The following is a 20,731-nucleotide window of genomic DNA, read 5'->3' as shown; positions in this document are numbered from 1 at the left end:
TCACATCCCCGCGGCGGCGCGGAGGGCTTCGGCCCGGTCGGTGCGCTCCCAGGTGAAGTCGGGGAGCTCGCGGCCGAAGTGCCCGTACGCGGCGGTCTGCGCGTAGATCGGGCGGAGCAGGTCGAGGTCGCGGATGATCGCTGCCGGGCGGAGGTCGAAGACCTCCTTGATGGCGTTCTGGAGCGTGGTCACGTCGGTCTTGGCGGTGCCGAAGGTCTCGACGAAGAGTCCGACCGGCTCGGCCTTGCCGATCGCGTAGGCGACCTGGACCTCGCAGCGGGTGGCGAGCCCGGCGGCCACCACGTTCTTGGCGACCCAGCGCATCGCGTACGCGGCGGAACGGTCCACCTTGGAGGGGTCCTTGCCCGAGAAGGCGCCGCCACCGTGGCGGGCCATGCCGCCGTACGTGTCGATGATGATCTTCCGGCCGGTGAGCCCGGCGTCGCCCATCGGGCCGCCGATCTCGAAACGCCCGGTCGGGTTCACCAGGAGCCGGTAGCCCTGGGTCTCCAGCTTGATGCCGTCCTCCACCAGACCGGCCAGCGTGTGCTCCACCACGTGCTCGCGTACGTCGGGGGTCAGCAGGGCGTCGAGGTCGATGGAGCCCGCGTGCTGTGAGGAGACCACCACGGTGTCCAGGCGGACCGGGGTCTCACCGTCGTACTCGATGGTCACCTGGGTCTTGCCGTCGGGGCGGAGGTAGGGGATGGTCCCGTTCTTCCGGACCTCGGTCAGGCGCCGTGCGAGGCGGTGCGCGAGGTGGATCGGGAGCGGCATCAGTTCCGGGGTCTCGTCGCTGGCGTAGCCGAACATCAGGCCCTGGTCACCGGCGCCCTGCTTGTCGAGCTCGTCGCTCCCGTCCTCCTGGGAAGCCCCCTCGACCCGCTTCTCGTACGCGGTGTCGACGCCCTGCGCGATGTCCGGCGACTGCGCCCCGATGGAGACCGAGACACCGCAGGAGGCGCCGTCGAAGCCCTTCGCGGACGAGTCGTAACCGATCTCCAGGACGGCCTCGCGCACCAGCGCGGGGATGTCGGCCCAGGCGGACGTGGTCACCTCGCCGGCCACATGGACCTGGCCGGTGGTGATCAGTGTCTCCACCGCCACCCGGGCCCGCGGGTCCTGGGCGAGGAGGGCGTCGAGGACGGTGTCGCTGATCCGGTCGGCGATCTTGTCGGGATGGCCCTCGGTCACCGACTCGGAGGTGAACAGACGTCTGGACACGGCGTGGTGCTCCTGTCGTACGGGCGGGCGTGCGGGGACGGGACTGCGGTCCGGCGGACCTGGGGCCCGCCGGGGCCTCCCCCTGAAAAGGAGGCCCCGGCGGGTGTCCGGGATCAGGACAGGCGGTGCACGGAGAACTCGACCTGCACGTCGAAGACGGGCTGGGTGGTGGAGAAGACCACCTTGTGGTCGAAGCCCCCGTCGGCCACGAGCTTCTCGAAGTACTCCACGTCACCCATGGTGCTGAAGAAGAGGATCATGCGTCCCTTCTCCGTCAGGTGGGCGCGGGCCGAGCGGAAGAAGCGGGTCAGCGCCTGGTAGCCGGCGTCGGTGCCCGCGACGTCCGCGTAGTCGCTGGCGGCGAACCACTGGAACGGCGGGTTGAAGATGATCAGGTCGAAGCGGCCCTCGACCGCGTCGAAGACGTCGCTCTCGCGCGACTCGACGCGGTCGGCGACCCCGTTGAGCTCGGCGTTGGCGCGGACGGCGGTCACGGCGTGCGGGTTGAGGTCCACCGCCAGGACGTCGGCGCCCTTCTTGGCGGCGATGAGGGCCAGCGAACCGCTGCCGGTGCCCATGTCGAGGACCCGGTCGCCCGGCTGGACCTCGGCAAAGACCGCGCCGCCGAGCATCGGGGAGACGGGGCAGGGGGTCATGACCTGGGAGGGGACGCGCAGGGTGAGGCCCAGGAACGGGTGGGTCTGCTCACCCTCCTCGCCGCCGCCCTGCGAGGACATGGCCTCGCGCAGTCCCTTGATCTCCTGCACCCGCTCCGGGGAGACGAGCGGGCGGTAGGACTCGGCCTGGGTGGCCGACTGGTGATCGAGCTTCGTCATGGTTCGTATCCATTCCTGTGTCGTACGCGAGGGATCGCGTCCGGTCGGGTGGAGAAGGTGGAGAGGGTGGAGAGGGTGGAGAGGGGGTACGTCAGACGGGCCCGGACCCGGCCCGGAGCCGGGCGTGCGCCACGGCCAGCCGGCCGCCCACCTCGGCGGTGTTGATCAGGACGGCCGCGTTGGCGCGGGACGTCCGGCCCTGGGTGGCCGCGTCCACGGCGCGCATGACGTATTTGGTGACGGCCTGGCCGCGGACGCCGTCCCGGTCGGCGGCGGCGATCGCCTCGGTGATGACGGCGTCCACCTCCTCGCTGTCGATGGCGTCCTCGGCCGCGATCGGGGTGGTGATCAGGAACGAGCCCTGGCCGCCCAGGGCCCAGTGGTTCTCGATCGCCCGCGCGATCACCTCGTCCTCGTCGACGCGGGACGGGCTGCGGAAGCCGCTGGAGCGGCAGTAGAAGGCCGGGAAGTCGTCGGAGCGGTAGGAGACCACCGGCACGCAGTGGGTCTCCAGGAACTCCAGCGTCAGGCCGAGGTCCAGGATCTTCTTGGCTCCGGCGCAGACCACGGCCACCTTGGATCGGGTGAACTGGACGAGGTCCGAGGAGATGTCCATCGAGGTCTCGGCGCCCCGGTGCACCCCGCCGATGCCGGCGGAGGCGAAGAACGGGATGCCCGCCAGTTCGGCGGCGACGACCGAGGACGCGACGGTCAGCGCGCCGCGCCGGCCCTGGGCCAGGACGACGGGCAGGTCCCGGCTGCTGACCTTGGGGATGTCCGATCCGGTCGCGAACCGCTCGATGTCCGAGTCGGTCATCCCGACCAGGATCTTGCCGTCCTCGACCGCGATGGTGGCGGGCACGGAGCCGCCCCGGCGGACGGCGCTCTCCACCGCGTGGGCGGTTTCGGCGTTCTGCGGGTACGGCAGGCCGTGCGTGATCACGTTGGACTCCAACGCGACGACCGGCCGCCCCTCGCTCAGCGCGTCGCTCACTTCGGCGCTGACGACGAACGGGATGTGCGGGTGGGTGGTCACCGTGGTCCTCTCAGTGGGATTCGGAGCCGTGGTCGGCCATGGCCTCGAAGGCGATCGAGACCTCCTTGGCCTCGCAGCTGAACGCCGAGGTGACCGTCTCGGTCAGGGCCTCCAGCAGCCGGGTCCACTGCTCGGGTCGCAGCGACACCGGCGCGTGCTTGATGCTGACGTGCGCCGCGATGGCCTCCTGGGTGACGGCCAGCCGTCTGCGTACGGCGGCGACCAGCTCGTCGACCCCGCCCTCGCGCAGCACGGCGTAGTGGTCGGCCGCCAGCTCGACGACCGTCGGCGGCGCGGAGGAGAAGCCGCTGCTGCCGTCCAGGAACGAGTAGTTGTCGCCCTGCGCCTTGAAGATGGTGATGGGCGCGGCGATCCGACGCTCCCTCAGTTCGCGGAAGGTGTAGCTGAACTCGAAGGTCAGCGAGACCACCCGCATGATCCGGAGGACCCAGTCGCGGTCCATGCCCGGCATCCGGGCGGCCACGAACTCGGCGAAGCCCAGCTCGTCGCCGGCCTCGGCCAGGCAGCGCGCCGCCAGTTCGCCGTCGATCCGCCCGGTGAAGACCGAGAGCAGGATGGCGACGAAGGTGGGGTCGGTGTACGAGGCGGTCCGCCGTTCCGGCCCCTCCGTGCGCACCTCGGGGGCGCCCGGGGCGATCAGGAAGACATGGTCGACGGTGTGGCCGGCCTGCTCCAGCTGGTACGCGGCCTCGAAGGCGACCCGGGCTCCGAAGGAGTACCCCCACAGCGTGTAGGGCCCCTCCGGCTGCCGGGCCGTGATGGCCTTCACGTCCTCGGCCGCCATCTCCCGGATGGTGCTGTACGGGGTCTCCCCCGGGTTGATGCCGTGCGCCTGCACCCCGAGGAACGGCCGGTCCGTGCCGAGCCGCTCACCCAGGAGGCGCAGGTTCATCGGGTAGCCGCCCAGGCCGGGCCAGCAGTGGACGGGGCGTCCGGAGCCCTCCTGCTGCAGGGGGACCAGACGTGAGGTGCCGCTCGCCGGATCGCCGGCGATCCGGTGCGCCAGCCCCTCCACGGTCGGTGAGGTGAAGATGACCTCCAGGGGCAGCCCGGCCCCGAACGTCCGGTTGATCCGGTTGATCAGGCCGACGGCGAGCAGCGAGTTGCCGCCGCAGGCGAAGAAGTCGTCCTGCACGGAGACGCTCTCCTGCTTCATCACCTGCTTCCACAGCGCGGCGACCCGGCGTTCGGTCTCGTCGCGGGGGGCCACGAAGGGACGGTCGGCCGTTCCGACGTCCACCTTGTCGGAGGCGGCGAGGGCCTTGAGGTCGATCTTGCCGTTGGCGGTGGTCGGCAGGGCGTCGAGGACGACGACCTTGTTCGGGATCATGTAGTCCGGCAGGTAGTTCACGAGGTCGTCGCGGATCAGCTCCGCGGGCCCCCGCATGTGGACCACGTCCTCCCGCATGCCCTCGTGCCGCCGCTGCTCCTGGCTCACCCGGCCGCCGACGAAGAAGTACGAGGCTCCGCCCGGCCGGCCGAGCTCGCGCAGGACGGCGTCGATCCGCCGGGCGGAGGGCAGGTCGTCGCCGCTCTGCGAGCTGTAGCCCGAGGACATGAAGCCGATGTCGAGGTCGTTCATCGACAGCCGCTGGAGCGTGCGGCCGAGGTCGATGTAGCGCCGCCACTCCTGCGGGGAGCGGCTGATCACCGAGATCCCGAAGCCGGCCCGGTCGTAGACCGCCTGGTTGATCGCGATGACCTGCTTGCGCAGGACCAGGTCGCCGGAGACGAGGCGCAGCCGGTCGCCCTCGTACACGTACTGACCGGCCGGCCGGTCCACCCCCTTTCCGGGGTGGATCTGTACGTACAGGTCGATGTCCTCGTCCGGGCGGGGGCCCCGGTAGGGCACCAGGTCGAAGGCGCCGAGGTAGTGGTCCTCGTCGGCGACCCGCAGCAGGTCCTTGGTCTCCGGGACGAACGGGGCGGCCTCGATGTCGAGGCCGTGACCCGGCAGGACCTCCTCCAGGAGTCCGATCATGTGGCCGGCCTCGATCTCCAGGACCTCCTGGATGTTCTTCTTGTAGACGGGCTCGATGGCGCCGCGCCGGCCGAGGAAGTGGGCCCGGATCCGCGGGACTTGTCCGTCCTCCGCCGTCCCGCCCTCCCCCGGTATCAGCACCAGCCGGTGGTCGATCGGGTGGTAGTAGTGGATGCCCGGGGTGATTCCCGGGAAGCCGGTGATCTCCAGGTACAGCTGGGTGGCGTAGAGCGAACCGGGCGAGGCGTAGGCGTACTTGGGGAGCAGCCGCTCCGGGCTCAGGTGCTGCCCGAGGTTCCGCAGGATCGCGCCGAGTCCTTCGGTGTCCAGCTCCCGGAGCTCCCGGCCGCGTACGGCGGCGGGGCGGCGGGCCAGCAGTTTCAGCAGGTCGGCCTCCGCCACCGGGGCGTCGCCCTCGTAGAAGCGGTAGGTCTTGCGGGCGAAGGCGAGGGCGCGCTGGGCCGGTGTGGGCTCGCGGCCGGGCAGGTCCAGGGCGGGGAGGCCGGCGAGTTCGGCCGCGGGCCGTACGCCGGGGTTCGACAGCTGGGCCTTGACCTGGAGCTTGCTCTCCTTGGACTGGTGGTGCGCGCCGTGGCTGCCCTGGTCCATCAGGGCGGCTTCCTTCGGGTCGAGTTCGACGCAGGCGATCAGGTTCTGGAACCCTGTCCTGGCGTCGCTCTTGACCAGCACGACCGCGTGCCGGACCCAGTCGTGGGTCTCGATGGCGAGTCTGATCTCGTCGAGCTCCACCCGGAAGCCGCGCAGCTTGACCTGGTTGTCGGCGCGGCCGGTGAACTGGACGGTGCCGTCGGCGTTCCAGTAGGCCAGGTCGCCGGTCCTGAAGAGCCGCCCGGGGCCGAACGGGTTGTCCGTGAACCGCTGTTCGGTCAGGTCGGGCCGGTGCAGATAGCCGCGCGCGACCTGGATGCCGCCGACGTACAGCTCGCCGATCTCGCCCACGGCCAGTTCGGTGAGGCCGGGGCTGAGGATGTGGTAGTCGGTGGCGTCGACCGGGGCGCCGATGGAGATCGAGTTGGGGCCCTCGCCGACGGCGGACCTGGCCACGGTGAAGGACGACGAGTTGATCGTGCACTCGGTCGGTCCGTACAGGTTGACCAGGGTGCACCCGGGGAGGTTCTCCAGGAAGGCCCGGGCCAGCGGCTTGGAGAGGGCCTCACCACCGGTGAAGACCTGCTCCAGCGAGTGGCAGGAGCCGAACTCCGGTGTGTCCAGGAGCGCTTGGAGCAGGGTCGGGACGCACTGGAGGGTGGTGACGGCGTGGGTCCTGACCGCTTCGACCAGGCGTTCGGTGTCCCGGTGGATGCCGGCGCCGCCCATCACGACCCGGGAGCCGACGGCCGGGGCGAGGATCTCCCACTGGGCGGCGTCGAAGCTGACCGGCGTCTTCTGCAGGACGACCCGGGTGCGGTCGATGCCGTGGGCGGACCGCAGCCAGGACATCTGGCTCGCGATGCTCCGGTGCTCGATCATGACGCCCTTGGGCCGGCCGGTGCTGCCCGAGGTGTAGATGACGTACGCGAGCGAGTCGGGGGCGACGGTGACGTCCGCGCCGGGGTCGCTGTCACGGGCGTCCTCGACCCGGACGATCACGGTGTCCGCCGGGGCCAGCGCGGCCAGGCGCTCGACGAGGTGGCCCTGGGTGACGATCGCCTTGGCGCCCGAGTGCTCGATCATGTAGCGCAGGCGCTCTTCGGGATACTCCGGGGCGAGCGGCAGGTAGGCGCCGCCCGCGAAGAGGATGCCCCACACCCCGGCCATCAGGTCGGACGAGGGTTCGATGAACACCCCCACGCACTGGTCGGCGGTCACGCCGATGTCCCGGAGGTGTCCGGCCAGTCCTCGGCTTCGCCCGACCAGTCCGGCGAAGGTCACGTGCTCGTCGCCGCTGATCACCGCTGTGTCGTCCGGGCGTTCGGCGGCGGTACGCAGGAGCATTTCGGGTAACGACAGGCGGGTGGCCGGCTTCCGGTCAGACGCGTCGGTGGTCATGTGAGTCCCCTGGGTGTGCGTGTATGCCGTGAGGTGGGCGGGGTTCGGTGGTGATCCGCCCGTGAGGAACACCCGGCGGTCTGTGGGGAACAGCCGAGTGTTCCGGGGCCGTGCCGGGGAGCTGACGGGCGGTCAGCGGTCCGCGCCGGCCCTCCGGCCCCTTCGCAGTGCGTCGGCGACCTCCAGCATGCGGCGGGTCTGGTAGCCGATGGCGGCGAGGTTGTCCTCGGTGACGTTCTCCGCCAGCCGGCCCGGAATCGCCTGCGGGCCGGAGACGGAACTGACGCCGTAGGGGTTGCCGTTGCTGGGCGCCGACATGATGTCGTCGGTGATGCCGGGCGCGACGATGATCCCGCCCCAGTGGTAGAAGACGGTGTTCAGCGACAGGATCGTCGCCTCCTGGCCACCGTGCTGGGCGCCCGTCGAGGTGAACGACGACATGACCTTGCCCGCCAGGCCGCCTCGCGCGTTGAGGGGCCAGGCCAGCTCGATGAAGTGCTTGAGCGGCGCGGCGATCATGCCGAACCGGCCGGGGCCGCCGATCAGGATGGCATCGGCCCAGTCGAGGTCGTCGGCGGTGGCGGCGGGAATCTCCGCGATGGCCCCGGCGTTCTCGCTCCACGCCTCGGTCCACTCGGTGAACTCGGGGGCCAGGGAGGCCTCGACGTACTCGGGGACCCGGCGCAGACGGACATCGGCCCCGGCCTTCGCGGCGGCCTCCTCGGCGGCCACGGCGAGCTTGTGGACGTTGCCGGTGCCCGAGTAGTAGACGATCGACAGCTTCGTCGTCGGCGAGGGTGTGTCGGCGGTGGACACGGAAGTACTCCTTACTGCGATGGTCGGGGGGCCGGAGCGGCGGGGTTCCGGGGTGCGGAGCCCCGCCCGCTCCGGCGGAGGAGGGGGATCACGCCGGGATGTCGGTCCCGAAGTAGCGGTCCCCGAAGTCACCGATGCCGGGAAGCATGAACGCGTCCTCGTTGAGGCGCTCCTCGATGGAGGAGGTCACGATCCGCACCCCGGGGTGACGGTCGTGGACCGCCTTGATCCCCTCGGGGGCGGAGAGCAGGTTCACGAAGACGATGTGCTCCTCGGGCACGCCGTGGTCGAGCAGCACGCCGATCGCGGCGAGTGCGGTGCCGCCGGTGGCGAGCATGGGGTCGAGGAGGAGCACATGTCCCTGGTCGATGCCCTCGGGCAGCGCCGCGTAGTGCAGGTGCGGGAGTTTGGTGGTCTTGTCCCGCTGGATCAGGATCTTGCCCAGCCGGGTCTCCGGCGCCATCAGGCGCAGCTCGGACTCCATGCTGTCGCCGGCCCGGGCGATGGAGACGCCGTAGACCCGGGAGGCCGGGGAGAGGCCGTGGTAGGTCCGGCCGACCGGGGTGCGGACGTCGCGGGGCTCGTACGGGAGGAGGTCCAGCGCGGCGTCGAGGAGCCCGCGGATGATCCGGTTGGCGGCGGGGACGAAGTCCTCCCGCTTGGCCTGGTGGTCACGGACGATCGAGTGCAGGGCGCGCAGCCGGTTGGTCTGCGGCAGGAGGTGGATCCCGTCCTCCGCGGCGACCCGGGCGAAGGCGGCGCGGGCCTCCTGCACGAAGGTGCGCACCTTCTGGCGGTCCTTGCGGCGGGTGGTGGGGTCCTCCAGGCCGGTGTGGGAGTCCACCGCGGCGGGGCGGACGGCCTCGATGGCCGCGCCGACGTTCTCCGGGGTGAGCCCGCCGGCCATCATCAGGGGCTTGGGTGAGATCCGTACGAGTTCGGCGCTGACGGACCAGTCGTGGGTCAGCCCGGTCGCCCCCTTGGCTCCGGTGGCCGGGTTGAAGCTGTCGGTGATGAACATGTCGACCCACTCGGCGGAGGTGTCGACGATCTCGCGGAGCTCGTCGATGTTGTCCGACTTCACCACGAGGCTCTTGAGGACGTAGAGGTCCGGGGCCAGGGTGCGCAGCCGGCGCAGCTCGCCGGGGGTCACGTCACCGTGGAGCTGGATCGCGCCGACGCCCATCTCGGCGCAGAAGGCGGCTATCTCGTCGGCGTCGGTGAGGTAGGTGATGATGACGCCCTTGTTGTCGGGCTGGATCGCCTTGACGATGGCGGCGGCGTCGGCCTCCGACAGGTCCTCGTTCTTGGCGGGAAGGCGCAGGGCGAAGCCGAGCCAGTCGGCGCCCTCCTCGATGATGAGGTCGGCCTCGGACTGGTCGATGACGCCCGCGACCTGGATCAAGCCGTACATGTCTGCCTCCTCGGGCCGCGGCGGCTGGGGCCGGGGCCGGTCTGCAAGGGGAATCGTCCGGTGATGACGTCGGTGGAGCCGGGCACCGCCTCAGCGGCCGGCGGACCGGCCGAGCTCGGCGACGACGAGCCGCGCCACGGGGGCGGCGGAGGCGGGGTTCTGTCCGGTGATGACCCGGCCGTCGCTCTCGGTGTGGGCCTCGTACATGCCGGCCTTGGCGTGCAGCGCCCCGGTCTCCTTCAGCCGGTCCTCCAGGAGGAACGGCATGACCTCGACGAGGCCCAGCGAGTTCTCCTCCTCGTTGGTGAAGGAGGCGACGCGCTTGCCGCGCACGAGGAGGGTGCCGTCCGGCAGCCGCAGGTTGACGAGGGCTGCCGGGCCGTGGCAGACGGCGGAGACGATCCCGCCGCGGCCGTGGATGTCCATGGCGATACGGGCCAGGTCCGGGGAGTCGGGGAAGTCCCACATGGCGCCGTGGCCGCCGACGTAGAAGATCGCGGCGTACGGGGACGGGTCGACGTCGGCCGCCCGGCGCGTCGCCACGAGCTTGCCCTTGACGGTCTCGTCGGCCAGGAAGCCGATGATCTCCGGGTCCTTCTCCTCGCCGTCGAAGATCACGGCCGGCGGCTCACCGCCGCGCACGGAGACGAAGTCGACCTCGTGTCCGGCGCCGGTGAAGACGTTGTAGGGGTGGGCCGCCTCGGAGACGCTGTAGCCCGTGCGGTTGCCGGTGTCCCCCAAGGTCTCGTGGCTGCTGACGGCAAGCAGGATCTTGGCCATGCTTCCTCCTGGAATCGCTCGGGAATCGCTGCGGAGTGCTCTGCGGGTGGCCGGGCGCGGCCGGAGGGCCTGCGGGGCCGCGCCCGGGAGTGCGGTGGACGGCCGGGTGGGGCCGTCGGCCGTCAGGCCTTGTGGATGAAGTCCTGGACCAGCTTCACGAACTCGACCGGCTTCTCGAAGATCACCATGTGACCGCTGTCGATCTCGGTGTACGAGGAGCTCGGGATGGCGGCGGCCAGCTCGCGGGAGTGCTCGGCGGGCACCGCGGCGTCCGGGTACGGGGCGAGGACCAGGGTCTCGGCCCGTACCTTGCCGACCAGTTCGCGGATGTCGACCTCGACGAGCAGCTCCAGCTGGCGGATACGGCCGCTGGAGGGACTCAGTTCGGAGCCGAGGTTCTCGACGTCGCTCAGGCTGGGCTGGCTGCGGATGAAGCGCGGGCTGAACGCGGTGGTGCTGAGCACCCGGCCGAAGGCCTTCGCGTCGTGCTTCTGGCTCAGGGTCAGACCGATCAGGTTCTGGATGTAGAGGTCCGACTTGATCAGGCCGCCGACGGGGACCAGGCGGCGGACCCGCTCGGGGTACAGGGCCGCGGTGGCGGCGACGACCGCCCCGCCGAGCGAGAAGCCCACCAGGTCCACGGGGCCGAGGCCGGCGTGCTCGATCACGGCGCCGACCTCTTCGGCGAGCTGCTCGATGGTCAGCGGTGTGCCGTCGTCCTCGGCGGTCTCGCTGCCGGACAGTTCGGGAAGGATGACGGTGTTCCGGCGGGCGAACTCCTCGAGGAGGTGGCCGAAGGTGACCTGGCCGCCCTTGCCCACGCCGTGCACGAGCAGCAGGGCAGGACCCTCGCCGGTCACGGTGTAGTGGATACGCGAGTTACCGACGGAGATCGTGGGCATGACGGATCGCCTCCTGTGACGACGTGAAAAGGACGCGCGGGTGCGCGAAATGGGAATGTGGAACGGGAATGTGGAACGGGAATGTGGAACGGGAATGTGGAACGGGAAAGCGCGCGGCGAATTCTGTCGGCCCCGCCGGATTCGCCCGGAGGAGGGCCGCCGCGTTCCGCCGGATGCGGATGCACGGGCATTTCGCCAACGCCGTACGGCCTCGCCGGGAGGAAGCCGGACGGCTGGTGCGGAAGCCGGTCGACCGCCGGCCGTAATACCCGGGAGGCACGGTGCGGTCGCACCGGCCCCGGGGTGGAGCACAGGACAGTTGTGGAGCGGACACGGTTGTGCCGGAGATCGAGGGGCGTACCCGAGCTCACGCCCTCCGATCACCTGAAGATGAATTTATCTACTTCCAATGATCCAGTCAAGCGTTCGAGAGCCGCACCGCGACGGGTCCGGACGCCTCCCGCGCCTCGCGACAGGTGAGCGGACGACACCCCGACGGGCAGGGCCCCCCGACGGACGGGGGCCCCTCCACCACCCCCGCCCACCGGGCGGCAGCGGACCTGGCGGCGGGATTCACGGCAATTCATCCGGGCCCGGGCGGGGGTGACCCTGCGTACGCCGAGAAGAACGCGGCGGCCACCGGGAGACGACATCCGGCCCCGTGACCCCTCTGCTCTCGGTCATCGACAACCCGAGTTGGCCCCCTCACGAAAGATCAAGGCTAGAATCCTTCAACCCTCACCTTGTGGAGAATTCCTGTGCCCGACCGTGTCTTCGACGGCGATAAGTTGCGTGACCGCCGCGTCATCAAGCGCCTGTCGCAAGCCACTCTGGCCGAGGGGCTTCACGTGAAGGTAAACGCCGTCTACCGCTGGGAGAACGGCTTGGCAGCTCCCCCTCAGGAGCGATTGCCGGCGATCGCCGCATTCCTGGATGCCGATCTCGATGAACTCTTTCCGCGCACCGAATCACCGAATCTCGCCGATCTGCGGTGCGACGCCGGGATGACCCAGGCGGACACCGCGCGCTACACCAACACCTCGTCCCCCATGCCGGTGAGAGCCGCCGAGCAGGGCAAACGGCCCCTGTCCGACCAGGCGGTGAACGCGCTGACCGGCGCCTACAACGTGACCCGCGCCGAACTGCTCGCCGCTCAGCGGCGCTCCTTCGGCCAACCCGAGGAGCCGCGGGAGGAGCCGTCGGCCGAAGGGGCCCGCACAGCACGCAAGTTGGAGTCCCTGCGCACCGAGGTCTACGGAGGGGTGCTGCCGTCGGACGCACACCTCGCGTCCGAGGGGAACCGGAAGAGCGGCTCCACGGTGCTCACCGAGGCGGCGGTCAGGTCACTGCGGACCGGCGAGGCCGCCGAGCCGGCGGACGGGGCCCTCGACGCCCTGGCGCTCGCCCTCGACGTACCGCCGGTCTACTTCCGTCAGGACGATCCGGAGGTCGATGCCCTGATCCTGTCGACCCGGGCGGTGCGCAACAGGTTCACGGTGATGGTCGCACGGGGTGCGGGCCAGGACATGCCCAAGGAATCCTGGGACCAGCTCCGCGACTTCATCGGCGAGACGATGGAGGAGATCCTGGCCGACGACGAGAACGGGCGCCCGGCGTAACGGGTTCGGCCGGCGGCAGGTACCCGTCGGCGGCCCGGCCCGTGCTTCTCTCGCCGATGAGCCGCGCAACGTTGTCGGCGCGCAGTTCGATGAGCTCGTCGCGGCCCGAGGGCCCCGCCATCGGGAACTCGCCGTCCGGCTCCGTCCTGCGTGTGCGCAGCACATCGGGCGGCCCGACCGTGGCCGTGTTGTCGCCGGCCCAGAGGTGGACCAGCTGATGCACCTTCAACTGCAGTTCGTGGGGCGGCGAACAGCCTCTGTGGTGAAGTATCAGGTCGACCGGGCGGGTCTCGTGCTTGACGAGGAGGCCGCACAGACCGTCAAGTCCGGTCAGATGGTCCGGGATCGGCCTTATGACGATCTGTCGTCCGCTGACCGCGGCGATGTTCCCCACCAGCTGGTCGAAGTCGAAAGGGTCCGGGAGGGGCATGGAGGCGATCAGCTGCTCACTGTCCCGGTCGGCCTGAAAGCGCAGTCGTTCGACGCGTGGATTCCGGTATAATCCTGAGACGATTCCGGTTTCCGGATTGCTGTGGCGGGGTATCCCCTTCATTCCGCGAACCCCGTCCCGATGGGCTGCCGCCGAGCGTGGCCGCGTATCTCCGGCTCCAGACACCGTGTTTGCGAACGACCCATTCTGGACATGGTGCATTCCCCCTTCTGTGCACGGCCGCTCGCGGTTTCGCATGGGTATGCGAGCGCTGTTTACCAACTTGTCCACGTGCCGGAAACCCCTGTGCGCCATATATTCGGGAACGCGAGCATCGGTACGGACAGCCGGTGCATACGGATTGCCCACCTGTTCGGAGCGGACGCATTCCAGACCCGGTTCACGCATGCGATCGCGGACGTGAGATGAGCGCGGCGTGATGGCTTGGCTTTCTCCGTCGCGGCAGCTCATCGTCGAAATCTTCGGGCTGTGAAGTTCGCTCCTGTGGCCAGGCTGTTGATCCGGAAGCCCCCGTATACTCGCGCCTGCTGGGCGCGGGGTTTTTCAGACCGGCATAGCGAGCAAGGCGTGGTGTTGACCCCGTTTACACATACCTTATATCGCTCCCCCTGAGCCTGTCGGCCGGCCCCAGTTCCGCGCACCGAGGCTCGAACTTGCTGCAGACACGATAAATGTCAGACATCCGCAGCGGTGAGATGTTCCGAAATCTGGCCGAAACTGCGTCGGTCGAGCCGAAAGTGATGACCTTCGTCGCTGATCACGCACCTGGCGCGGCGGGCTCCCGCACGTCCGCGGGCGGCCCGGCGGCCTCACCGCGTGCCGCTGAGAACGGCAGGTCGGCCACCCGGTCGTATACCGACTTCACCCACCCTGCCGGGACAGAGACCGGCCCCGCACACATCCATGACGGCCCGGCGTCGCAGGGGATGACGCCGAGATGACCGGTATCCGAACTCCTCGCGCGGGCCGGCAGGAGCAGCGCGCGCTGCCGCTCGTTCAAAACCAGCCACCGATTCGCCCGCGGTACCGGCCGGAAATTCACAGGCGGGCCCAACTTTGGGTATTTCTTTACCCTGTCTTCCGTCCGGAGGCTGCCCTTCGGCATCCTTCTCTGCCACATTCGAGGGTGAGAAGAGAGAACCGATGAATATCCTTCGCCACGGAGCTCGGACATCTTGATTCTCACCGCCCGCCGGAGGGCGGGACCGCCTTCACTTCTTCTGCTCGCCGGGGCCGCGGGCATCGACAGCTCTCAGCCCCTCGCGCGCCATGGTGTTCTGCCGGGGGTGGTCACCGGCTCCGGGCAGGGCGAGGGCCGTCTCGAATTCGTGCCGGGCCTCGGCACGCCGGCCCGACGCCGCGTAGGTGCTGCCGAGGCGGACCCGGACCTCCATCTCCAGCCAGGTGCTCGCGCCCGGCGTGAGCGTGGACAGGGCCTCGCGGTGGATGTCGACGGCGGAGCGCAGACTGCCCTGGACGTGTTCGGCGGTGGCGAGCCGGGAGAGGCTCGCCGCGTGCAGGGGCAGGTCCTCGGCCTCACGGGCCAGTTCGACCGCCCGCCGCAGCAGATGTGTGGCCTCCGCGTGCCGGCCGAGGGCCAGGTGGGCATCGGCGGCGAAGCAGAGGGCGTTGCCGATGGCTCGGGGGCGGCCGTTCTTCTCGGCGATCGCGACGGCGGTGGCGTAGTGCTCCAGGGCCTGCTCGTGCCGCCCCTGCTGGGAGTGGACCGCCCCGAGGTTGCACAGCGCGATACCGCTCAGCCAGTCGTCGCCGAGCCGGGGGGCCAGCTCCACCGCCTCGCCCAGGTGGGCGAGGGCCTCCTCGACATCACCCAGGATCCACTCCGCGGCCCCCATCCCGGCCACCGCCCGGGCCTGCTCCCGCAGATCGTCCTGGCCCCGGCCGAGGCGCAGCGCTTCGGTGAACCAGGTGTGCGCCTGCGGGAACCGCCCCTGGTAGATGTCGACCATGCCCATGCAGTTGCGCAGCGCGGAGGGCATCCGCCGGTCGGCGGCCAGGTCCGCGCAGGGCAGCGCGAGTTCCAGGACGGCACGGCACTCGGGGTACCGGCCCTGGTGGACCAGGGGGTCGACCAGGGCTTCGGCGATCCAGCAGGCGTGGTCGAACCGGCCGGCCGCGGCCGCGTAGGCCACCACGTCGACCAGTTCGCCGCCCGCCGCCTTCAGCCAGGCCGAGGCTTCCCGCCAGCCCGGGAAGGGGGCGGGACCCGTGGTGCCGGAGCCGGTCGGGAAGCCGTCGGGGCCCCAGTCGCCGGCGATGCGGCCCGCGGCCGTATAGAGGTCCAGGACGGCGGTGCGGTACCCGGCGGCCTCCTCGGGCGCTTCGGTGGCGAGGCGCCGCGCGTGTGCCCGTACGAGATCGTGCAGCCGGTAGCGGCCGGGGTGCGGCTGCTGGAGCAGGCTCGCGTCGACCAGGTCCTCCAGGAGCTCCTCGGCCTCCTCCCGGGGGGCTCCCAGCATGGCGGCGAGGGTGAGCACATCGAAGCGTGCGGTCGGTGCCAGGCCCAACGCCCGGAATCCACGCCGCAGTTCGGGCGACAGCTGGTCGTACGACATCCGGAAGGCGGCCTCCACACTGCGGTCACCGGCGCGCAGCTCGCCCAGGCCGCGCACGTCGTCGGACATCCGGCCGGCCAGGAACGCCAGGGTCCAGGACGGCCGGTTCTGCAGCCGGGCGCTCGCGATGCGCAGCGCCAGGGGCAGGCCGCCGCACCGCCGGGCGAGCTCGGCCGCCTCCTCGGGCTCACGGTCCGCCCGGGACTCCCCGATGAGCTCCCGGAGCAGGCCGACCGCGTCGCCCGTGTCCAGCGGCTCCACGGTGAGCCGCAGATCGGCGTCGAGGCCCAGCAGCCGTTGCCGGCCCGCCACCAGGACCCGGCTCCCCGGTCCGGCGGGCAGGAGCGGACGCACCTGGGCGGCGCTGCGGGCATCGTCGACGACCAGGAGCAGCCGCAGCTCGCTCGTGGCCGCACGCCAGGCCGCCACCAGGTCCGCCACATCGTCCAGGTCGTCCGGGATCTCGTCACCGCTGCCCCGGACCGCGCGCAGCAGCCGGCGCAGGGCGCGCTCCGGGCCGACGCTCTCGTGGGCGGCGCCGTGGGTGTGCAGGTCCACGAAGAGGCAGCCGTCGGGGTAGGTGTCGCCGATCGCCCGGGCGGCGCGCACCACCAGGGCGGTCTTACCGACGCCCGCCGTGCCGTCGACCGCCACCACGGAGACGCCTTCCGGGGACACCGGGGCGGTGAGCAGGGCGAGTTCCTCCTCCCGGCCGACCAGACAGGCGGTGTCGCCGGGGAGGTCGTTACGGCGGACACGGGCGCGGGGACGGGGGTGGGGGTGGGAGCGGCCTGCGGGGCCGGATCCGTCGGAACGGCCCGGCACGGCAGGACGACCGGGCGCGTCGGGACGACCCGGCGCGTCGGGACGACCGGGCCCACCGGGGCGACCGGATCCGTCGGGACTACCGGTCCCACCAGGACGACTGGGCCCACTGGGCCCACCGAATCCGTCAGGACGACCAGTCCCACCGGGCCCGCCGGGCCCACCGGATCCGTTGGGACTACCAGTCCCACCAGGACGACCGGGCCCACCGGGATGACCTGATCCGCCAGGACGACCGTCCCTCTCGGGGAGGCGCCGCCCGGCAGAGGAGCCCTCGGCCCCGACGCCCCCGGGATCGGCCCCGACATCCCCGGGACCGCCCTCGGCGGCCCCGCGAGCCGGCTCCACGCCCCCGGCAGTCGGCGCCCCGGCAGCCGACAACCCCGCCGGGCGGCCGAGCAGCAGGTGGTCGTCCCCGCGCAGGACCGCCTGGTGCACCCGCCGCAGCTCCTCGCCGGGCTCCATGCCCAGCTCGTCCAGGAGCCGGCGCCGCGTCTCCCGGTAGAGGTCAAGCGCCTCGGCCTGGCGCCCGCTGCCGTACAGCGCGCGCATCCGCAGTCCGGCGAGCGGCTCGTCGTGCGGCTGGGCCAGGGGCGCCGCCATCAGGGCGTCCAGGGCCTCCGGGTGGCGCCCGAGCAGCACCAGGCACTCCGCCCGGTCCTGGAGCACGGTGCGCCGCTGCCGGGCGAGGCGTTCGCGCTCGGTGCCGGCGAGCGGACCGGGCAGGCCGGGCAGCGGCTCACCGCGGAACAGCTCCAGGGCACGGCCGCTCCCCACGAGCGCCGTGTCGAGGTCACCGGCGGCCTTCGCGCGGTGGATGCGGCCGACCTGTTCGGCGAGGTCGCCCAGGTCGGTCGACACCCCCTCGGGCACGAGGCGGTAGCCGCCGCGCCCGCCGCGGATCACCGACCGGGCGGCCCCTGCGCCCGCCACGTCCAGCGCCTTGCGCAGGGAGTAGACGTAGCTCGACAGGACCCGGTGGCCCGTACCGGGGGTTTCCGCTCCCCATACGTCGTCCAGCAGTTGCCGGTACGTCACGAAGGCCGGCGCCCGCAGGATCAGGGCCGCGAGGACGGCCTGCCGTCGTACCGGGCCGAGTGCGAGCGGCACCGCGCCCCGACGCGCGCTGACCGGCCCGAGCAGGTCGATCCGCACCTGCCCGCCCGTACCGGCCCGGCCCGCGGCCGAACCGCCCGCATCCGCACTCATGCCCATGTCAAGTCCCCACGTCCCCCGTGCGCCTCGTGCGCACCGTGCCCCGCGCAGCTCCCGCGACCCTGCTTCAGCGGAATTCCGTCGGCATTTCAGCGCGCCGCGACAGAGTTTGCCAGGTTGCGCCGGTACCGGCGCCGTCGGGGCGCCGGCCCGGCCGCCCGGTGAACACGGGCCACCGGGCCGGTGGAAGAGAGGAAAACAGCATGTCGCACGGCAATCGCGCGCCCGGGTCACAGCCCACCCGCCGGGGTGCGCGGTGGGAGCGCTACCGGGTCGCCCACCCGTTCTCCGCCCAGGACCTCGCGGGCCTGTGGGGGCTGATCGTGGGCGTCGTGGCCCTGGCCCTCCTGCTCGGCTGGGCGCTGGAGATGCGGGGCGGCACGGTCATCGTCCTGGCGATCCCCTTCATCATCTCCTGGTACGAGAAGCGGCGTACCGCCTTCCAGTTCGACGCGGCCGGCGCCCGGTTCGGCGAACTGCTGCTGCCGTGGCCGGACGTCACCCAGTTCGTCGTGGCCACGGTGCCGGACGGCGAACACACGCTGATCGGCGCACGGTTGCGTCCCGGCACGGGCCTGCCGCCGGGCGCGAACGGCCCCGCACCGCACCCGGCCATGCCCGCCCCGGTCCATGTCGCCGTTCCCCGTGCCAAGTTCGACCTGGACAAGATGGTCCGCAAGGCCGGCAAGTACGCCCCGCAGCACATCCAGATCGTCGTCGCCGAGCCGTCCGGCGAACGCGTCGCGTCCCGGACGAACTGATGCCGCGACCGTCACAGCCCTGGGAGCTGCCGCCCCCGGAGCACCGGCCGGTGCCGGGCAACCCGTATGCGGCCGAGGGCTTCGGCCCCCCGGTGGAACCGCCGCGCCGCAGGCGTTCCGGCAGGGTGCCGCTGATCGCTGCGGCCGTCGTCCTGCTGCTCCTGGCGGCCGGTGGCGGGGTGTACGCCGTCACCGACGGCAGGTGGGGCGGGTCCGCCGCGCCCGCGGCGCCCGCCGCGAGGAAGACGCCACCCGCCCCGGAGACACCGTCCGCTCCCCCGGCCTCCGCCGTCCCCGCACCCGAACCGAAGCGGATCCCGACGTCGGCGGAGATCAACGCCGGGCGCAAGCCGGGCGAGGCGACGGCGTGGGTCGTCGACGACCGGACGGATCTGCCGGGGCGGAGCATCCTGCTCCACGATCTGTGGGTCGTCGGTGACACCGTCGTCCAGGCCATGCACAGAAAGGTCACCGCCTACCGTCTGTCGGACGGCGCCGAGGTGTGGAGCGTGCCGTTGCCCGCCCCCGTCTGCGAGACGCCGGTCGATCCGACCCCTGACGGCAAGGTCGTCGTGGTGTACAAGAACAGCCAGGCCGTGCACGGGAACCGGTGCAACCAGCTCCAGATGATCGATCTGCGGACCGGGAAGGCGGGATGGCAGCGAGAGCTGACCGAGACCGGGTCGCTGGACGACACGATCATCGTGCACACGGCCATCAGCGGTGATGTCCTCGCGGTCGTCCAGGGCATGACGGCCGCCGCGTACCGGGTCGGCGACGGCACCGCGCTCTACGACATCCCCATGGAGAATCCCGGGAAGTGCTACCCCGACGACGTGGCGGGCGGCCCCCGGCTCCTGGTGAGCTCCAACTGCGCGATCGGCGCCGACCGGAGCAAGTCCTACAGCCAGCTCCGCGAGATCGACCCGCGCACCGGGAAGGTCCACTGGCGCTTCCGGACCCAGGCGGGCTGGAAGGTCGGCAAGGTGCTCTCCGTCGCCCCCGTCGTCCTCACCACACTCGACACCGCGGACATCATCGGCAACTGGCGGATCGTCGCGCTGGGGACCGGCGGCAAGCTCCGTACCACCATCGACGCCCGGCCCAAGGGCTTCAAGTACTGCGGCGACTCGGGCGACTCGGGCCAGGGCATCCAGAACTGTCCGGGCATGGTCGCCGGCCGGAACGCCGTCCATGTGGGCGGCACCGGGCAGGTCGGCGCCTACGACCTCGCCACCGGGAAACTCGTCTGGGGCGTGAAGTCCGAGGGAAGCACCCTCCACCCCCTGCGCGAGGAGAGCGGCACCTCCGCACTCGTCTACGAGGCGTCCCGGCCGGGCCAGGAGGGCGGGATCATCCGGTTCGGCCCGGGCGGCGTGGACACGAAGAAGCAGGTGCTGCTCCACCCGCAGTCGGCCCGTCCCACCGAGCACGCCATGCTCGCCGGGCGCCTTGCCTACGTGAACGGCCGGATCGTCATCACGCCGTCGATCGTGAGCGGCAAGGACACCGAACGCGAGGCCCGCATGATCTCGTTCGCCCCGGAGAACCCCTGAGCGTCCTGAACGGACGCCGGCCGGGGACGTACGCGTGGAGGAGTGTGCGTACGTCCCGGGCCGGTGCGCCCGTCCCCGCCTGCGGCATCCTGGGCGCATGCTCATCGTCATCGGCGGACTCCCCGGCACGGGCAAGACCACCCTGGCGCGGCTCCTGGCCGCGCGCATCGGCGCCGTCCACCTGCGCGTCGACACGATCGAGCAGGCAATCGTCCGCTCGGGCCTGGCCCGGCATCCCGTCGGTCCGGCCGGCTACACGGTGGGATACGCCCTGGCCGCCGAGCACCTCCAGCAGGGCCTGACCGTGATCGCGGAATCCGTGAACCCCCTGGCCGTCACCCGTGACGCCTGGCGCGAGGCGGGCACCGGGGCGGGCGTCCGGGTAGTCGAGGTCGAGGTGGTCTGCTCGGACCCCGCCGAGCACCGGCACCGCCTGGCCACCCGCTCCTGCGACATCCCGGGGCTGCCGCAGCCCGACTGGCAGCAGGTCCTCGACCGCGACTACGAGCCCTGGGCCCGGGAGCGCGTCGTCGTCGACACCGCGGGGCAGGACCCGCGGGAGTCCCTCGAATCGCTGGTCCACCGGCTCGGTGAACGGGGCGGGGCGGAGCCGGGCCCCCGGTAAGGAGGCGGAGTCCGGGAAGCGACCTCCCCGAGGAGGCGGAAGAACGGTCCGGTCGGCCGCGCCCGCGCTGCGCACACGGCCGC

14 protein-coding genes and 1 pseudogene are annotated in these 20,731 nt (G+C 71.4%); 4 read left to right on the top strand and 11 right to left on the bottom strand.

Annotated elements, in window-relative coordinates:
- The 9 genes and pseudogenes from metK to IE264_RS18650 form a co-directional block, all read right to left on the bottom strand.
- Positions 1–1,224: a methionine adenosyltransferase gene (gene metK / locus IE264_RS18685; protein WP_015612121.1), complete on the bottom strand. Its 1,224-nt coding sequence runs from the start codon at positions 1,222–1,224 to the stop codon at positions 1–3.
- Positions 1,225–1,337: 113 nt separating this feature from the next.
- Positions 1,338–2,060: a HemK2/MTQ2 family protein methyltransferase gene (locus IE264_RS18680; protein WP_015612120.1), complete on the bottom strand. Its 723-nt coding sequence runs from the start codon at positions 2,058–2,060 to the stop codon at positions 1,338–1,340.
- A gap of 91 nt (positions 2,061–2,151) precedes the next feature.
- Positions 2,152–3,096: a pseudouridine-5'-phosphate glycosidase gene (locus IE264_RS18675; protein WP_032753554.1), complete on the bottom strand. Its 945-nt coding sequence runs from the start codon at positions 3,094–3,096 to the stop codon at positions 2,152–2,154.
- 10 nt (positions 3,097–3,106) lie between these two features.
- Positions 3,107–7,108: an amino acid adenylation domain-containing protein gene (locus tag IE264_RS18670; protein WP_032753553.1), complete on the bottom strand. Its 4,002-nt coding sequence runs from the start codon at positions 7,106–7,108 to the stop codon at positions 3,107–3,109.
- Positions 7,109–7,240: 132 nt separating this feature from the next.
- Positions 7,241–7,924, bottom strand: coding sequence for an NAD(P)H-dependent oxidoreductase (locus tag IE264_RS18665; RefSeq protein WP_015612117.1), 684 nt, complete (start codon positions 7,922–7,924; stop codon positions 7,241–7,243).
- An 88-nt stretch (positions 7,925–8,012) separates the two neighbouring features.
- Positions 8,013–8,651, bottom strand: coding sequence for a uracil phosphoribosyltransferase (gene upp / locus IE264_RS18660; protein ID WP_032753936.1), 639 nt, complete (start codon positions 8,649–8,651; stop codon positions 8,013–8,015).
- Positions 8,652–8,705: 54 nt separating this feature from the next.
- Positions 8,706–9,338 (bottom strand): annotated as a pseudogene (locus IE264_RS37975) (phosphoribosylanthranilate isomerase); the annotation flags it as partial.
- 90 nt (positions 9,339–9,428) lie between these two features.
- Positions 9,429–10,118, bottom strand: a complete 690-nt coding sequence (locus IE264_RS18655; RefSeq protein ID WP_015612115.1) for a type 1 glutamine amidotransferase domain-containing protein — start codon at positions 10,116–10,118, stop codon at positions 9,429–9,431.
- 122 nt (positions 10,119–10,240) lie between these two features.
- Positions 10,241–11,020: an alpha/beta fold hydrolase gene (locus IE264_RS18650; protein WP_032753552.1), complete on the bottom strand. Its 780-nt coding sequence runs from the start codon at positions 11,018–11,020 to the stop codon at positions 10,241–10,243.
- 758 nt (positions 11,021–11,778) lie between these two features.
- Here IE264_RS18650 and IE264_RS18645 point away from each other — a divergent pair.
- On the top strand, positions 11,779–12,639 hold the full coding sequence (locus IE264_RS18645; RefSeq protein WP_015612113.1) for a helix-turn-helix transcriptional regulator: 861 nt from the start codon (positions 11,779–11,781) through the stop codon (positions 12,637–12,639).
- On the opposite strand, the gene IE264_RS18640 is transcribed toward IE264_RS18645, so the two are convergent.
- Together IE264_RS18640 and IE264_RS38420 are read right to left on the bottom strand one after the other, a co-directional pair.
- The gene (locus IE264_RS18640; protein WP_143675032.1) at positions 12,581–13,192 is read right to left on the bottom strand and encodes a hypothetical protein; all 612 of its coding nucleotides are present in this window, start codon (positions 13,190–13,192) and stop codon (positions 12,581–12,583) included. The genes IE264_RS18645 and IE264_RS18640 overlap by 59 nt on opposite strands.
- 1,109 nt (positions 13,193–14,301) lie before the next feature.
- Positions 14,302–17,700 carry an AfsR/SARP family transcriptional regulator gene (locus tag IE264_RS38420; protein ID WP_267884095.1) on the bottom strand — a complete coding sequence of 1,133 codons (3,399 nt, stop codon included), beginning with the start codon at positions 17,698–17,700 and terminating at the stop codon, positions 14,302–14,304.
- 209 nt (positions 17,701–17,909) lie between these two features.
- Between IE264_RS38420 and IE264_RS18630 the strand changes: the two genes are divergently transcribed.
- The 3 genes from IE264_RS18630 to IE264_RS18620 all read left to right on the top strand — a co-directional run bounded on the left by IE264_RS18630 (position 17,910) and on the right by IE264_RS18620 (position 20,648).
- Positions 17,910–18,467: a hypothetical protein gene (locus IE264_RS18630; protein WP_229887624.1), complete on the top strand. Its 558-nt coding sequence runs from the start codon at positions 17,910–17,912 to the stop codon at positions 18,465–18,467.
- A complete protein-coding gene (locus tag IE264_RS18625) occupies positions 18,467–20,023 on the top strand; it encodes an outer membrane protein assembly factor BamB family protein (RefSeq protein WP_032753548.1) in 1,557 nt (518 codons plus the stop codon). The genes IE264_RS18630 and IE264_RS18625 overlap by 1 nt, the downstream gene beginning before the upstream one ends.
- Before the next feature lie 97 nt (positions 20,024–20,120).
- Complete coding sequence (locus IE264_RS18620; RefSeq protein WP_032753546.1) at positions 20,121–20,648, top strand: P-loop nucleotide/nucleoside kinase family protein; 528 nt, start codon at positions 20,121–20,123, stop codon at positions 20,646–20,648.
- Positions 20,649–20,731 lie beyond the last annotated feature (83 nt).

The organism is Streptomyces microflavus, assembly GCF_014650075.1.
Classification (GTDB): domain Bacteria; phylum Actinomycetota; class Actinomycetes; order Streptomycetales; family Streptomycetaceae; genus Streptomyces; species Streptomyces microflavus.
Note: the sequence above shows the minus strand (reverse complement) of the source record. Positions and strands in the feature narration are given on the sequence as shown.